Annotated in this window: 14 protein-coding genes; 10 read left to right on the forward strand and 4 right to left on the reverse strand. The window is 40.0% G+C overall.

Going from position 1 to position 15,932, the window contains the following annotated elements; genetic code table 11:
* The 3 genes from IIB39_05540 to IIB39_05550 all read right to left on the reverse strand — a co-directional run bounded on the left by IIB39_05540 (position 1) and on the right by IIB39_05550 (position 1,967).
* Entirely contained in the window at positions 1 to 1,362 is a 1,362-nt protein-coding gene (locus IIB39_05540; GenBank protein ID MCH8928164.1) for an aminopeptidase P family protein, read from the reverse strand.
* Positions 1,363 to 1,464: 102 nt separating this feature from the next.
* Positions 1,465 to 1,728, reverse strand: a complete 264-nt coding sequence (locus IIB39_05545; protein ID MCH8928165.1) for a Txe/YoeB family addiction module toxin — start codon at positions 1,726 to 1,728, stop codon at positions 1,465 to 1,467.
* Positions 1,725 to 1,967 carry a type II toxin-antitoxin system Phd/YefM family antitoxin gene (locus IIB39_05550; protein ID MCH8928166.1) on the reverse strand — a complete coding sequence of 81 codons (243 nt, stop codon included), beginning with the start codon at positions 1,965 to 1,967 and terminating at the stop codon, positions 1,725 to 1,727. Before IIB39_05550 ends, IIB39_05545 begins: the two co-directional genes overlap by 4 nt.
* Before the next feature lie 410 nt (positions 1,968 to 2,377).
* On the opposite strand from IIB39_05550, the gene IIB39_05555 reads away from it, so the two are divergent.
* The 5 genes from IIB39_05555 (at position 2,378) to IIB39_05575 (ending at position 7,170) form a co-directional block, all read left to right on the forward strand.
* On the forward strand, positions 2,378 to 3,241 hold the full coding sequence (locus IIB39_05555; GenBank protein MCH8928167.1) for a class I SAM-dependent methyltransferase: 864 nt from the start codon (positions 2,378 to 2,380) through the stop codon (positions 3,239 to 3,241).
* Between the two features lie 7 nt (positions 3,242 to 3,248).
* Positions 3,249 to 3,839, forward strand: a complete 591-nt coding sequence (locus tag IIB39_05560) for a polyisoprenoid-binding protein (GenBank protein ID MCH8928168.1) — start codon at positions 3,249 to 3,251, stop codon at positions 3,837 to 3,839.
* A gap of 122 nt (positions 3,840 to 3,961) precedes the next feature.
* Positions 3,962 to 5,320, forward strand: coding sequence for an insulinase family protein (locus IIB39_05565; GenBank protein MCH8928169.1), 1,359 nt, complete (start codon positions 3,962 to 3,964; stop codon positions 5,318 to 5,320).
* 98 nt (positions 5,321 to 5,418) lie between these two features.
* Complete coding sequence (locus IIB39_05570) at positions 5,419 to 6,846, forward strand: insulinase family protein (GenBank protein MCH8928170.1); 1,428 nt, start codon at positions 5,419 to 5,421, stop codon at positions 6,844 to 6,846.
* A gap of 42 nt (positions 6,847 to 6,888) precedes the next feature.
* Positions 6,889 to 7,170: a tyrosine-type recombinase/integrase gene (locus IIB39_05575; protein ID MCH8928171.1), complete on the forward strand. Its 282-nt coding sequence runs from the start codon at positions 6,889 to 6,891 to the stop codon at positions 7,168 to 7,170.
* 210 nt (positions 7,171 to 7,380) lie between these two features.
* Here the strand turns inward: IIB39_05575 and IIB39_05580 are convergent, their stop codons facing one another.
* Positions 7,381 to 7,965, reverse strand: coding sequence for a sigma-70 family RNA polymerase sigma factor (locus tag IIB39_05580; protein ID MCH8928172.1), 585 nt, complete (start codon positions 7,963 to 7,965; stop codon positions 7,381 to 7,383).
* A gap of 1,268 nt (positions 7,966 to 9,233) precedes the next feature.
* Here IIB39_05580 and cfa point away from each other — a divergent pair.
* From cfa to IIB39_05605, 5 genes are all read left to right on the forward strand, one after another.
* Positions 9,234 to 10,346 carry a cyclopropane fatty acyl phospholipid synthase gene (cfa, locus tag IIB39_05585; GenBank protein ID MCH8928173.1) on the forward strand — a complete coding sequence of 371 codons (1,113 nt, stop codon included), beginning with the start codon at positions 9,234 to 9,236 and terminating at the stop codon, positions 10,344 to 10,346.
* A gap of 101 nt (positions 10,347 to 10,447) precedes the next feature.
* Positions 10,448 to 10,741 (forward strand): GYD domain-containing protein, encoded by a 294-nt coding sequence (locus IIB39_05590; protein MCH8928174.1) that lies wholly within the window; start codon positions 10,448 to 10,450, stop codon positions 10,739 to 10,741.
* A 133-nt stretch (positions 10,742 to 10,874) separates the two neighbouring features.
* Positions 10,875 to 11,294 (forward strand): hypothetical protein, encoded by a 420-nt coding sequence (locus IIB39_05595; GenBank protein ID MCH8928175.1) that lies wholly within the window; start codon positions 10,875 to 10,877, stop codon positions 11,292 to 11,294.
* Positions 11,295 to 11,734: 440 nt separating this feature from the next.
* Positions 11,735 to 14,857 carry a PAS domain S-box protein gene (locus IIB39_05600; protein ID MCH8928176.1) on the forward strand — a complete coding sequence of 1,041 codons (3,123 nt, stop codon included), beginning with the start codon at positions 11,735 to 11,737 and terminating at the stop codon, positions 14,855 to 14,857.
* 903 nt (positions 14,858 to 15,760) lie between these two features.
* The coding region (locus IIB39_05605; protein ID MCH8928177.1) for a hypothetical protein at positions 15,761 to 15,932 on the forward strand (172 nt) is incomplete at its 3' end.

The raw sequence follows: 15,932 nt of genomic DNA on the forward strand, positions 1-15,932 counted from the left end.
TTACCTTGATGAAATTAATATCAAATCTTCCTGTGGTGGAATAAGATAATTGGCTCCGGTTTCTGTTATATAAGCCATCTCTTCAACGGATATTGTTTTTGTGTCGCCATTGCCATTTTCAAGAGGCCAGCTGAAGAAACCGTCGAACGCAAACGTCTGTCCGGGAATGAGCGGTCTCAGCGCATCACCGGTCGGCGGATTATCACTCTGCGCGCCTCCTAAACGCGGACCCACGTCATGAGTCCAATATCCCACAGGATGTCCGGTGCTCCAGATAATCGGAAGCGAGCCCGCTTCTTTCATCCACTCTCTTTGCGCTTTATCGACTGAATATCCTGAATTGCCGGGTATCATTGCCGCAAGCGCGATACGGCTCCCTTTTCGGGCGTTCTCCCACTTCTCAAGCGCTTCTGCCGGAGGTTCGGTCATTCCCGGCGCAAGAACGTAAGCGAACCGCTGAATGTCCGTGCACCATGTACCGTAAACCTTTATACCGAAATCCGTCTGTATAAAATCTCCAGCTACAATTACTTTTTCCGTAGCGTGAGAATGTCCCCTGTCAACGCCGGAATTCACGTTAGGATTTTGTTCCGGCGCCCACGCGTCTTCCACGCCTAATTCTCTCATCCGCTTCTTTAGGAATTTTCCCACATCAGAATCTTTTGTTACGCCGGGAACGACCATTGCATACGCCTCGATTTCAAGAGCGGCTGTAATCTCCGCTGCTTTTCGCATAATCTCTATTTCGGCGGGAAGTTTTACCGACAGCCATTCGGTAACGAGGTTTTGTGACGATACGAGCCGCTGCATCAGTACGAATCCCAGGGCATTTTCGAGTTTAATACGCTGGGTATATGACAAGCCGTCTGCGATGTTCCGTTCTGACGAATTTATGGCGATTACTCTCGGATTTACCCTGCTCAGCTCCTCGGCGACAAGGTTGAATACGCTGCCCCCTCTCTCAAATTGCACGACCTCGTCGTGAATACCGACATCCCGAAGAGATTTTGCCTCTCCTTCAGGCGAAAAAGCGAGCGACCGAACGTTGTTTCCTTCCAGGAAGAACAGAAAAGCGGCGGTGCCTCCGGCGTTTTCGCAGCCTACATGAGCCGCTAGGGGGTCATTGTCATTTTCCCTGCAAATAATAACCCATGCGTCAACTTCCGCTCGCTGCATCGCTGCGGGAAGCAGTTTCGCGATTCGCTCGAGTCTTATTTCGGGCCACGGATTATCAGCAGGGTCGAAGGGAAGCGCATCGGTTTTCTGCTGAAAACTGTCGCACGCCGTGAAAGAAAATATTATGAGTAGCAGCGTAGCGCTAAAGAATAACTTAAAGAATAAACCGCCGGTAGATTCTGTCATTTCCAATCCCTCGATTAATAAGTATATAATAGGTACAACTTTAAGTAAATATAACTACCTGATGAGAAAAAACGAATGATATAATTGCGAAGAAATTTTAGGTCATTCGTAATGAGTCCACATCCTGATAATTTTAACCGTTTTAATTTTGTCCAATACTTGATAGACTAATCTGTGCTGTATATTTATTCTTCTCGAATATGCGCCGGATAGGTCGCCAAGTAATTTCTCGAATGGGGGATGAAGTGTAAAGGGATCGTTTTTAAGAAGGGTTAATAGATTGACTACTTTGGATTTTAACTTAGATGATTCAATTTTTTTCGAGTCTTTGATTGCTTGTTTTGTGTAAACAATCCTCCAATTCACCAATCGAGTTCCTTAGTGTCGATATCAACCTTAGATTTTAGACCATCGACAATTGATTCTCGCATACCGGGAATAGAGAGCAAATAGAGAGTTTCTTGTATAGAACGCCAATCATCTTCAGAAACGAGGATCGCATTCGAGTTTTTACCGGTAATTTGGATTGGCTCGTGTGACTCCGCAGTTTCAAGAAGCAGGTTGTAGAGATTCGCCCGAGCATTTGTAACATTTATAGTACGCATTTTATACCTCCCTAAATTGCAATCATAAACGTACGTTATAAAGTACGTAATTGCAATTGTTTGTTTCAAATCAATAGAGAGCAGCTTTAAAAAAATTACTTTCAGGATGATTTGAATTTCCGAAATACTTCTTGCATACCATTACCTGTTGCTATGGACTGCGTCGCGCCAAGAGAAGAAGTCATTTTTACGAAAACCCCATTACCGCTGTTTCTGTACAAGAAATTATTATTTATAAATAGATCAAGATCATCATCGCCATCATAATCTACCCAGCTTGCGCCGCTATACTGGTTAGGACCAGGGTCGCTGACAATGGGATTTGCGGTATCGGTGATTTTTGTGAGACTTAATTTGTAGTATTGTTGATGAAATAATATCTATATTCTGCTTTGCGAAAGGAACTAAATATGAGCACAAATTCATTTGATTCGGCTAAGTACAAGGATGGACAACGCCAGCATTGGGATAGCGTGGCTTCCGGTTGGGAAAAATGGTGGGAAACGCTTGAACGGTTTTCTCAGATAGTAACCGAGAGCCTGATAAAGATGGCGGATATAAAACAAGGTCAACGAGTTTTGGACTTTGCCACAGGAATCGGAGAACCGGCTCTCTCGGTGGCAAAAGTAGTTGGCGGCAGCGGAAAGGTAATAGCTGTTGACGTCTCCTCACAAATGCTTGCTATCGCTCAGAAAAGAGCAAGCGATCTCGGCGCTACGAATGTGGAGTTTCAAGAGTCTGACGCGGAGAATATGAATTTTTCCGAAAGAGAGTTTGACTCAATTGTGAGCCGATGGGGACTGATGTTCCTCCCAAATGTTGATTCCACTCTTAAAGGCGTTTATCGAATGTTAGTTCCCAAAGGGAAGTTCGCAACAGCCGTTTGGGACAAGCCGGAGAATATTCCCTTTTTTAGTCTGGCTGTTCAGGTTCTTAGGCAAATGTTCGATGTGCCTACGCCGCCGCCTGAGGCTCCCACTATGTCCGGACTGTCCGAAGGGGTGATGGAAGAACAGATGGCGAATGCCGGCTTCTCTGATATTCAAACAGAAACAATAACAGTTAATTTTGAGTTTTCATCCGCCGGAGAGTACTCTCAACTGATGAAGGATATTGCTGCGCCACTTAGAGTAATGCTGGCGAATCAATCTCCCGACGAGGTAGCTCAATACTGGAAGACTCTTGAGGAAAATGCGGCTAAAGATTATGGTACCGAAAATGGCGGCGTACAGCTGCCGGGCATAAGTATTTCAGTAGCCGGATTGCGGGAGTAAAGCAAGAATGAAAAAAATAATTATATCACTGTGTCTAATCGGCTTCGGAGTTATCCCCGTATTCGCTCAGTCGCAGACCTGGAAGATAGACCCGGCGCATTCAAGCGTCCGGTTCACCGTAAGACACATGGTAATCAGTGAGGTGGCGGGACTATTTAAGGAATATGACGCTACGCTGATTATTTCGAAAAAAGATTTTTCAGATGCAAAACTTGAGGTGACAATTAAGACTCACAGTATAGACACCGGAAATGAAGACAGAGACATTAGCCTGATTTCAGATAGCTTTTTTAACGTAGAGAAATTCCCTACGATGAAATTTAAAAGTAATTCGGTCGAACCGATAGATGAAAATAGTTTCAAACTCACCGGTGATCTGACACTGTTGGGAGTCAGAAAAACTGTTGTATTTGAAGCAAGCTATGGAGGAACTATCACAGATCCTTATGGGAACAAGCGATCTGGCTGGCAAGTATCAACAACAATAAACCGTTTCGATTTTGGAATGAAATGGAACCGTCTTTTAGATGCAGGCGGTCTTATTGTCGGTGAAGAAATTAACATAATTATTAATGCCGAGTTTATTCTTCAAAAATAAATATAAATTGCAGTTACGTGAAAAGTTGTCAGCCGATTATCTGTGAATAATTCTATAACTTAATTCGCTATTTCACGTAATTGGATTGGAGCAGTATCAACTAATGAACCGGAGTCTGTTTTATGAATCAATCAAGAAACACATTTTTGTGTCTACTCGTTACGTTCTCCCTATTATTTACCTATTTCACAGACGAAGCTAAAGGCGGAGAAAAAATCTTTCAATATCCGATAAATGTAGGGGTTTTAGAGAACGGACTAAAGGTAGTTTCAGTTGAATACGACAGTCCCGGACTCATATCGTATTACACAGTTGTGCGCACAGGCTCTCGAAATGAAGTAGAAGAGGGTAAATCGGGCTTCGCGCATTTTTTTGAACATATGATGTTTCGCGGAACGGAAAGGCATTCTTCGGAAGATTTTAATGATATACTTAAGGGAGTGGGAGCAGATCATAGTGCCAATACTTCCGATGATCGGACTATGTATCATTTCTTGGCCAGCTCCGATGCGCTTGAGACGATTATGGATCTGGAGTCAGACCGTTTCCAGAACTTGAAATATGATGAGGATGATTTTAAAAAAGAAGCAGGCGCGGTTCTTGGCGAATATAGAAAAAACATAACAAATCCGTTTATGCCGATTGGGGAAAAATTACACGATACCGCTTATCAAACTCATACTTATAAGCATACGACGATGGGTTTTCTAAAAGACATTGAGGATATGCCGAATCAATTTGAGCATAGTCTGTTTTTCTTCGACACATATTACAGACCGAATAATTGTGTCATAGTTGTTGTGGGAGATGTTGACCATGAATCTTTGATGGCGCTGGCGGAAAAATATTATGGGAAATGGGGGAGTGGACCGAAGCAGCCTGAAATTCCTCAGGAATCACCTCAAACAGAGGAAAAAAGAGTAAAGATAGCGTGGGATAATCCCACACTGCCGATAATTGCGATTGGTTATCATGGTCCCGCATTCAGCGACAGAGAAATCGATATGCCCACGCTTGATGTGCTCTCGCAAGTAGCGTTCTCGCAATCTTCACCTCTATATAGAAAACTCGTGATAGAGGAACAGATAGTGGAATTTGTGCAGGGCGGCGCCGGAGACAGAAGGGATGCAACGATGTTTACGATTTACACGAGGGTGAAAGACCCGGCAAATGTTGAAATGGTAGAAGCGGAAATATATAAAGCTATCGAAGAAGTAAAAAATGTTCCTGTTGACGAAGAACGTCTCGCATCAATTAAATCCCATATGAAGTACCAATTTGCTATGGGCTTGAACAGTCCGGGCAGCATAGCTTCTACTCTCGCTCACTATATTAATCTAACAGGAGATCCGGAGACCGTGAACCGGGTATATGAACTTTATGATGCCGTCACAGCTCAGGATATACAAAATATCACGAAAAAATATTTCACCAAAGAGAATAGAACTGTAGTTAATTTAAGCCACGAAGGAGGTGAGTGATGAAACATAATATCTTCCTCCTCCTTTTAATATCGGCAATATTAATAGTGAGTTGTACAAGTTCAAACGTTAAGATGACCCCAAAAAAAGGAATGAATTTGAAAGTCACAGAGTTACCAAGCGCCCACTCACCCCTGATATCCTTTAGAATCCTGTTTAAAAGCGGGACAATCAATGAACCGAAAGGGAAAGAGGGAATCGCCGCTATCACCGCTACCGTAATGGCGAACGGTGGTACAGGGGATATGTCATATAATGATGTTGTGCAGGCTCTTTATCCGATGGCGGCAAATATAGGTCAACAGATAAATAATGAGGTGACGGTTTTTACCGGGGAAGTGCACATAGATCACCTCGAAGAGTTCTATGAACTGTTCAAGAATCTCATCTTGAATCCGCGATGGGATGAGTCGGATTTCAAACGGATTGTTGATATGCACTCGAACTACATAAAGAATACCCTGCGAAGCAATGACGATGAAAACCTCGGGAAAGTCGCTCTTAATCTGTTTATCTATGAGGGACACCCGTATAGCCGGATAGGACCGGGAACGGTTAAGTCGCTGGAATCTCTGACGATTGACGACCTCAAGGCGTACGCCGCGGCTAACTATACTCAGGACAATATGGTAATTGGAGTCGCCGGTGGATACCCCGACGGATTCATAGAAAAAATGCGAGCAGATTTTTCCGTTTTAAGGAAAACCGCTCCGGCAATTGTTGAGCTTCCTGAGCCAAAGCCTATCAGCGGCATAGAAGTAATCATAGTCAAAAAAGATAACGACGGCGCTGCAATTTCAATTGGCGCTCCAATTGATGTTACCCGTTCGGACAAAGATTTTTACGCGCTTATGGTTGCCAACTCATATCTCGGTGAGCATAGGTCGCTCAATGGTAAATTGATGGTTCATATGCGCGAAGATCGCGGATTGAATTACGGCGACTACTCTTATATAGAGAATTTTATACAGGACGGCGGAAGCCATTTTCCGGTTCCCAATGTTCCACGGAGGCAACAGTTTTTCAGCATCTGGATTCGCCCTGTTTCTCATGCGAATGCTTTATTCTCGCTGAAGCAGGCGATAAGAGAATTGGATATGCTCGTTTCCGAAGGTCTCTCTGAAGAGGAATTCGAGACTACACGCAAGTACCTGCTGAACTATTCAAAATTATGGGTTCAAACAGCAAGCAGAAGACTCGGCTATGCGCTGGATTCCGACTGGTACGGCACCAGTTTTTTCATTGATAAGATAGCTGAAGAGCTTCCGAAACTCACTCTTGAGGATGTAAACGCAGCGGTTAAGAAATATCTGCAATCCGATGACCTGAAAGTAGCTATTGTTACTGAGGAAGCGGAGAAAGTCCGGGACATGCTCCTTTCCGGAGAGAAAACACCTATCAGCTATCAGGCAGGCAGCGTGTCTCAGGAGCTGTTGGATGAGGATAAGCTGATCGAATCATACGAATTGAACATAAATAAAGATGCTTTGAAGATAGTCAATGCAGGGGACCTGTACGAAGGGTAATTCTTACAATTCAGATAACGTTTATTCCGCCGCGCTGAAAATATTTATAGACAGGTACCGAGGGCAGTCCAGTATATCATCAAACAGGCCTGTAAGGAAGCTGGAATATCAACAGATGTCTCTCCTCACAGCTTAAGGCATTATGCGTTGAGTAATCTGCTGAGTGAAGACTATGATATATTTACAATTCAGGTGTTTGCGGGGTATAGTCAGCTCGCAACAACCGCTAGATACTTGCATAAACTAAACAACGAAAACCGATACAGAGCTGAGTTTCTTCGCAAAAATACTCTTATCGGAAAATTATCATTAAATATAAATTAAAGGCAGTAATGATATGAACTAGAAAGATAAGCATTCGAGATTGGATATAAAAGGACACATATGTATCCAATTTCACGAATTAGCAATTTTTGATGCGAAATATGGCCAATTTAGAACTTTCCTTAAATGTATAATAACATACTATAGCGCTTTCTTACGCAGACTAAAAAAGGGGTGAAAGAAACGACCCCTTTTAAACGGTTAATTTGTTCAAGCAACTCCAAAAGAGATAGCTAGATCTTTTGGAATACTCAATGAAACTGTAATCTCTTTACCTATCCTCCTTAAGCGTTTGGATATTCCTGAAGGTGTACTATTGAAAAGTGATGAGAGCTCTTTCAATTGATAGCCCTCCATTCTTTTGATTAGAATCGATCGGTCTCTCTCAGAGAGATTGGTTAGGAAGTTTTGAAAATCTATCCTAAACGCAATTTTGTCTGCAATAGGTGCCGCTCTCCTATGGAATGAGTCCATCAACAGATCATCTGTTCCTACTACACCATCTAAATGCAATATCTTTACGTCACCATTGTAGTATCTTACTTTTGAGTAAACATCTTTAGAACCCTGATGACCACGGTTTCCGAAATACAGAAGTTTACCTTGTCTGAGTTCACCAGCCCTGAGCTGCATGAAATTTACTAATTCTCCAATCGTAAGCTCAGTTCCCCTTGAAAGTTTACTACGATAATTTGTATACGTAAGACATAGGAGATCTTGTTTAAGATCTTTATCACCTCTCGATATTCTATCAGAATGCCTCTCTAAACCTGTATACAATTCCATGTATCCCATGATCACCTCCTGTTAAATTTGTTATTATTTTGAGGAGGCTTTTAGGCTTAGATTCTTAGAGTTCCTATTATTCTCATATGAATCCGCTAATAGTACTGATGATATTTTTATTCATACTAACCTCCATATTGATTATTTGTAAATGATGCGAAAAGTGGGCGTTAAAATGACCCTTTTCTCTGTAATACATATACGCTAAAAAGAGGGGAAATTTACGACGGAGAGAAATAAGGAAGTTTCGCCAACGGAAATTAGAAAATTATTCCGATGATGAATGAAAAGTGGCCGATTAGCATCGGATTTACCATTCGTATTACCTATCATCAATATAAATATAGGCTTAAGGCTCTTAATAATCTAAATTTACGAATACAAAATGGTTGTATTTTAGCAGATTTTTATACTAATTGTCCGATAGAAAAAACAAATGAGAACACTCGGTTAACAAGAGCCGAGTATCTCGATAAATGCAAAGATCGAAGGACGAATCGAGCATATAAATTTCGGCGATTGATGAAAGATAACGAATGGAATCAGTCGGATTTATCTAGACACCTTGGGTTCAGCAGGGCATGGATTTCGAACGTGTTAAATGCGAGAAAATAGATCCTAGGTTCAAAAGAAACCTAATGCTAGTAGGGATTATTTCGCTGGGTTCGATTCCCAGACTCTCCCGCTATGCCTCGAAAGTAGTGTATTCCAATAATAGAGCCAATAACACCTTATAATCACCTAATATCGGAGATTTACCCAAGTGTTGTTTTGTGTTGATTCGTGTTGTTTTATGTCTTTTGGTGAGCTTTGTGTTGGCACATATTGGTCACACTAATTTCTTTCCATTAGTTGATTTTATATTTAGAAATTGATAACTTTAATTATGATGCGGATGAATTTGTCCAGATGAATAAAAAATCTTCTTTTATTAGAATGGGTTTAATTGGGCTCTCAATATCTTTTGTTCTCAACCTCTTCAATTATTACGTGCTGGGTGTTGGTGGTGAAAATTGGTGGTCAGTATGGTTTCCAACCTATTTAGTTTGGTTCGTATTCTTGATTATAGGTATCGGTCTAATCATAAAGAATAAAAGTAACTCGGGTAAATGATAGAATATACATTCCCGTTATGCCTCCAAGCAGGCGATTTCGTCCAGACGAGGAAGATGGTGTTGTTGAAATAAAAAAAGGATCTTGGCAATTTAGATTTTTAAAAGATTAAAAGTGATATCGAATGTTCTGCAACTATTGACAATATTGGAATCCTTGATTTTATGGATATCTTTAAAAAATACGTACAAAAACGTCTCAGTTTAAATGGTATTAAAATTAATGGCGATCGACCATTCGACCTCCAAGTTAAAGATGACAGGTTTTATAGAAAAGTTTTTCTAAAAGGCTCCCTCGGATTGGGAGAATCGTATATGGATGGTTGGTGGGATTGTTCTCTATTAGATGAATTTATTAATAGATTATTAAAAATAACCCCGTACGAAAAACCTCGAAAGCTAAATGAAATACTACTCAAATTTAAATCGGGTATCCTAAATATGCAGTCTGGTTTAAAATCTAAAGAAGTAGCGGATAAACATTACAATCTTGGAAATGGGCTATTCAAAAATATGCTCGATAAAAGAATGGTATATACCTGTGCGTACTGGGACAATGCCGGCAATCTAAATGATGCTCAGGAGGCCAAGCTCGACTTAGTTTGCCGAAAAATTGACTTAAAATCCGGTCAACACATATTAGATATCGGTTGTGGATTTGGTAGCTTTGCTAAGTACGCAGCAGAAAATTATGGGGTGAATGTAGTAGGAATTAATATATCACACAAGCAGATTGAACTTGCCAAAATTCTTTGTAAGGGGTTGCCCGTTGAGATACGCTTTCAGAATTATGAAGACGTAGATCAAAAGTTTGATCATATAATCTCTATTGGAATGTTTGAAGCGGTCGGTTATAGAAATTTTAGGAACTTTATGAGGGTAGTATCTAAAAATCTTAAACCAGATGGTTTGTTCTTATTACATACAATAGGAAGTAAGAAATCAAGTCGATCTACAGATCCTTGGATTAACAAATACATATTTCCAAATGCTGTATTGCCTTCCGAAAAACAACTCAGTGCAGCATCGGAAGGATTCTTTATTTTGGAGGATTGGCATAACTTTAGATCAGATTATGATAAAACACTAATGCAATGGCATAAAAATTTTATCGGAAATTGGGAAAACCTTAAAGACCAATATGATAAGAGATTTTATCGTATGTGGACTTATTATCTTCTTAGCATGGCTGGCTCATTTCGATCGGGGAAAATTCAGCTCTGGCAGATTGTTTATTCGCGAGATGGAGTTCATGGTGGATATAAAGCTGTAAGGTAATTCCTATTCGTCCAGACGAGGAAGATGGTGTTGTTGAAGTGAGAATAATCAGTATATTATATGGTATAATGTCTATCTAAAGAAAAGTAGGAGGTATTGCCATGGCTACTTACATCACACTATATCGGTACACTAAACAGGGAATAGAGAACATAAAGGAGAGTCCCAATCGACTCGATGCTGCCCGAGAATTAATCCAATCTATGGGTGCTGAGTTGAAAAAGTTTTACATGGTGAATGGCCAATATGACTTAGTAACAGTGAGCGAAGCACCAGATGCCGAAACTGCGACAAAGATTGCTCTTGCTATCGCGTCGGCAGGTAACGTCAGCACTGAGACAATGCGGGCATTTACTGAGAAAGAATACAGGGATATAGTAGCGGAATTACCTTAGATTCAATTTGTTATAACAAGTAAATCCGATAACAACTTTCCTTCGTATTGATTATTTGAAGATAAGAAGTAAAGGGTCTTGTGCTAAAAAACTCTAATCTTATTTAATCAAATTAGGTAGATTAGGAGAGAATATGTTTCAAAAATTAAGTGTATTTAGAATGTATTTAAGTCTCATCGTTCTGGGTTGTGGTGTGCTTTTAAGCTGTGGCGAGAAAGAGATTAATAACCCCGGCACCGGAAACAGTTCCATCACAGTAAATGATAGTTTCTATGGCGTGACCGAGAAAACCATCTTTGTCGGGAAAACTGTTGAATGGAATTGGCAGGGAAACATTGGTCACAGTGTAACCGGTGGTATTTCACCAAACCCAAACGGCAGCTTCGACAGTGGAGTTATATCTATCGGCACCTTTTCCCATAAGTTCGATACTGAAGGAACGTTTAAATACTATTGTAGGGTTCACGGAGCCGCCATGACCGGCGCCATTAATGTCATTGCTCAGTCGGATGGAGAAGAAGGAGAAGAATCAGGAGGAGCAGGGTCCTATTAGCGCCACCCACACTGTGTGACGCAACATTCTCTGCCACTTGGGCATACTTCTACAGACTCCAAGCAGGCGAATTCGTCCAAACGAGGAAGATGGTGTTGTTGAAGTGAGAATTTCCTAAAACTATCGTTTAGTATACATATTATCAATATCATTAAGCACCTAATAGATTGTTAATACAAGACTTGTAAAATTCACATCCGCTGGGTTCGATTCCCAGACGTCTCAGCTTTGCAATATTCGTTTACTATACTGTTTCAAATATATGGAGCAGGTTTATGCTAACTGATAAAACGTCTGTTCGAGCTGAATTAAATTATCGGTATAACTAAGTCTGATTTAAATTTTAGGCTTGACTAATCAGCTTCATAATTTTATACTATTAACTACGGAGGGGGATAAATTACTATGTGCACGACGACCACTGAATACAAGGATTCTTAGTGAAGGGCGCTAAATCTTTACCGAAAAGGTCACTCTCAGAATCAAAAGTATCTCGCAAGCCAAGCGCCAAGTTAGTGCTTGATATGGAAGAATTAACTGTCCAGGCAGCTTTCTCTCGAAATAATCCCGCACCTGTTCTGCAAACAAACTACGATGGTATTGTCATCAGTGCTAATCATGCTGCATCCGAAGCTTTCAATGAACGTTTAGCCGGGAAATCCATTTTCTCAATACTTACTAAATTACAAAAATCTAGCCTGAAAAAAATCACAAGCTCGAAACCATTCCAACTGGATAATTCGATAAATGGCAAGGAATATCAATTTTCAATTGTAAAAGATATAGGCGCCAAATCGTTTTACTTATATGGAACCGAAATTACCGATCGTAGACGCGCAGATGCTGACTTAAAAGAAAACCTGTCACTTGATACAGCACAAATATTAGAATCACTTCTTGAGCACTCGCCGGCAGGAATTGCTATTCTTGAAGGCCCGGATTTGCGATATGTTAATATAAATCAAAATCTCGCTGATATTAATGGATATCCCATAAAATATCATATTGGAAAAACTCTTCTCGAAGTATTGCCTGATGCAAAGAAAAATCTCCTACCTATGATGCGGAAAATAATGAATGATGGCAAAGCTGTTCTTGGTCGTGAATTCAACATTATTCTACCAAAAGATCCTGATAAGGCCATCTATTTAATGGACTATCTGTTTCCTATACCTAATAAACAGGGTAAGCCAATCGGTATCGGCTCCATAGTGCTTGATATTAGTCAACGTAAACTAGCGGAAGTGGAACTACATCAAAGTGAGGAACGGTATAAATCGTTTTATGTTAAGACGCCAGTGATGCTGCACTCGATTGACAAGGCCGGCAATCTTGTTGACGTGAATGATCAATGGCTGGACGTTTTCGGCTACGAACGGAGTGAAGTTATCGGTAAAAAAGTAATAGATTTTCTCACCAAGGAGTCTAGACTGTATGCGGTGAACGATGCGTTGCCTGATTTTATGAAAAAGGGATATGCACATGACGTTAACTATCAGTTTGTTAAGAAAAATGGCGAGATAATGGATACTTTGCTTTCCGCAGCAGCTGAATATGATTCAAAGGGTATTTTCATGCGGAGTATTGCCGTATTAAATGATATAACTGAACGCAGAGTCGCCGAAATGAGGTTAAAACAGAGTAAGGCGAAATATAGGAATCTTGTAAAAAATTTACCGGATGTCACATGGATCACTGAGCTTGATGGCAGTTCATCGTTCGTGAGCGATAATGTGGAGAAAGTATTCGGTTACACTCCGGAGGAAATTTATGAAGCTGGAAGCGAGGCATGGTCATCCAAAATTCATCGGGATGATCAAGAGATGGTTCAAACAGCTTGGAATCTATTATTCGCTGGTGAGAGTAATTATGATGTTGAGTTTCGGATAAAACGCAAAGATGGCAGATGGATTTGGATTAATGACAGAGCTATATCACTAAGCACTGAAGAAGATCACACTTTCGCGTACGGACTGTTTACTGATATTTCAGAACGCAAGCAAGCGGAAGCAGCACTTGCGGAAAGTGAGGAAAAATACCGCAGTTTAGTAGAAAATTCAAATGTAGGAATTTATATACTCCAGGGTAATAAGTATGTATATGTGAATGAGACATTTGAGAAGATGCTAGGATATAAATTTGAAGAAGTTTCTGCAGATAGTTTTGATTTTATGGATTTGGTAGCTTCTGAAAGTAAAGAATTTATATCGCAGCGCTCTAAATCAAGAGAAAAGGGAGAGAAAATCGATCCTAATTATGTTTTTAAGTGTATAACCAAAACTGGCCATATTATTGATCTTGAAGCCCATACATCTTCAATTGAGTACGAGGGTAAACCTGCTATACAAGGAATAATAAAGGATGTGACTTTACAGATGCAGGATAGACGGGAAAAAATACAACTTCAAGAGAAATTAAAACAATCAGAGCGCATGGAGTCATTGGGTTTATTGGCAGGTGGAGTAGCACATGACTTGAACAATATCATAGGCCCTATTATGGCGTATCCTGACCTGATAAGGAGGGATCTGGAATTAGGTAACCCAATATATAAAGATCTGGACTCTATAAGCGCTTCAGTGCAAAGAGCTGCTGATGTAATCGCAGACCTATTGGCTTTGGCCCGTCGCGGTAATTATAAGATGGAAACGCTAGATTTGAACGATCTTGTGAACGATTATCTTGATTCTGCCGAATATAATGCAGCTAAAAAACTTAATCCTGAAGTAGTAACTGATATCCAACTTTCTGAAAGTACATTACTATTTAAGGGCTCTGACGCCCACTTACCTAAAGTAATAATGAATCTTATAAATAATGCCTTTGAAGCTATGTCGGAGGGAGGAGTTCTTAGTATTGCTACATCTTCTATTAATGTGAAAGATGGGGAACTGAATGATAAAAATATTTATCAAGGAAGATATAATCTACTTACGATAGAAGATCAAGGAGAGGGTATATCTGAAGAGAACATTTCTAAGATATTTGATCCATTCTTTACTACTAAGAAGAAAACTGGAAAAATGGGAACTGGATTGGGACTGTCTGTAGTATATAATGTACTTAAAGACCATGGAGCATATATAGATGTAGAGAGTAAGTTGGCTGTAGGAACAAAATTCTCTATTTATTTCACTGAAACTACAGAAAAAAAAGAAATAATACAAAATGATACACAAGTGTCTAAGGGTAGTGGTAGTATACTCGTAGTTGATGACAGAGAGGAGCAGCGTGAGATAGCCACAAGAATATTAACAGCCTTAGGATATGATGTAAAAAGTGTTGATAGTGGTCGGGAGTCTATTAAATACTTAAAGAATAATCAAACTGATCTAATATGGCTTGATATGATACTTGAAGAAGATATGGACGGGCTTGATGTGTATAAAGAGATAATCAAAATGAAGCCAAACCAAAAGACTATTATAGTTAGTGGTTATAGTGAATCTGACAGGGTGAAGGAAGCAGAAAGTTTAGGTTTAGACGGTTTTATACAAAAACCGTATAAGATTGATGAGATCGGACAATTAATTCAGACGGTTTTGGGTAACAGTAACAATTAATTTGACAAGTAGCCTAATTTAAATCTGTCCTAATCCCAAAAGTTGACTCAGATTTAAAATAGTTAAACCTGTCCAATAAACGTCAGTTTTAACACACCCTTTCGCAGTACCAAAACTCATGAAATCGAGAGTTTCTGACAATTAGCTTTTGAGACACTTTTTGTGTGTGCCAGAACTCATACGTTTATGAGAATTAAAGGTTTAAAGGAGGTCAATTCCGCTGGGTTCGATTCCCAGACTCTCCCGCTATACCTTAAACTTGGCTAAAGTAAATAATAGAGCCAATAATGGACTTAATAGCCCCTAAATACGGGGATTTACGTAAGTGTTGTTTAGTGTCGATTCGTGTTGTTTGATGTCTTTTAGTGAGCATTGTGTGGGCACACTAGGAGTCACACTAATTTCTTTCCATTAGTTGATTTTATATTTAGAAATTGATAACTTTAATTATGATGTGGATGAATTTTTTCCAGATGAATAAAAAATCTTCTTTTATTAGAATGGGTTTAATAGGGCTCTCAATATCTTTTGTTCTTAACCTATTTAATTATTTCGTGATGGGTGTTGGTGGTGAATATTGGTGGTCGGTATGGTTTCCAACCTATATAGTTTGGTTCGTATTCTTGATTATCGGTCTGGGCCGAATCAAAAAGAAGAAAAGTAACTCGGGTAAATAATAGAACATCAATTACCGTTATGCTTTCACCTTACGTTTTCAATCAGGCGATTTCGTACAGACGAGGAAGATGGTGTTGTTGAAGTAAGACTCTCTGAATCTCAAGACGGGGCTAATTCGGGACTAAAATCTGTTTCTATCCCCAATATAAGAGCTTGAAAATCGACCGCTTTTGGCTTATACTTAAGTAGCACCATAAGTAATCACGCAGAAACCGGAGATAAAAAATGGGACAACAACAATTACTGCTAATCGTACTCGGCACCATTATTGTTGGTGTTGCGGTTGTTGTGGGTATCAATATGTTCACGACAGGCGCCGTTAACGCGGAGCGAGACGCGCTTTTACAGGATGTGAATAACGTCGCATCGTCAGCAGCAGCTTATTGGCGCAAACCGG

It is taken from the genome of Candidatus Neomarinimicrobiota bacterium (assembly GCA_022573815.1).
Lineage (GTDB): Bacteria > Fidelibacterota > SORT01 > SORT01 > SORT01 > JACZTG01.

Excerpts from the sequence above, each read along its gene's own strand:
- IIB39_05540 (MCH8928164.1), bottom strand. The coding sequence starts at position 1,362 with ATGACAGAATCTACCGGCGGTTTATTCTTTAAGTTATTCTTTAGCGCT.
- IIB39_05550 (MCH8928166.1), bottom strand. The coding sequence starts at position 1,967 with ATGCGTACTATAAATGTTACAAATGCTCGGGCGAATCTCTACAACCTG.
- IIB39_05555 (MCH8928167.1), top strand. The coding sequence starts at position 2,378 with ATGAGCACAAATTCATTTGATTCGGCTAAGTACAAGGATGGACAACGC.
- IIB39_05560 (MCH8928168.1), top strand. The coding sequence starts at position 3,249 with ATGAAAAAAATAATTATATCACTGTGTCTAATCGGCTTCGGAGTTATC.
- IIB39_05565 (MCH8928169.1), top strand. The coding sequence starts at position 3,962 with ATGAATCAATCAAGAAACACATTTTTGTGTCTACTCGTTACGTTCTCC.
- IIB39_05580 (MCH8928172.1), bottom strand. The coding sequence starts at position 7,965 with ATGGGATACATGGAATTGTATACAGGTTTAGAGAGGCATTCTGATAGA.
- cfa (MCH8928173.1), top strand. The coding sequence starts at position 9,234 with ATGGATATCTTTAAAAAATACGTACAAAAACGTCTCAGTTTAAATGGT.
- IIB39_05590 (MCH8928174.1), top strand. The coding sequence starts at position 10,448 with ATGGCTACTTACATCACACTATATCGGTACACTAAACAGGGAATAGAG.
- IIB39_05595 (MCH8928175.1), top strand. The coding sequence starts at position 10,875 with ATGTTTCAAAAATTAAGTGTATTTAGAATGTATTTAAGTCTCATCGTT.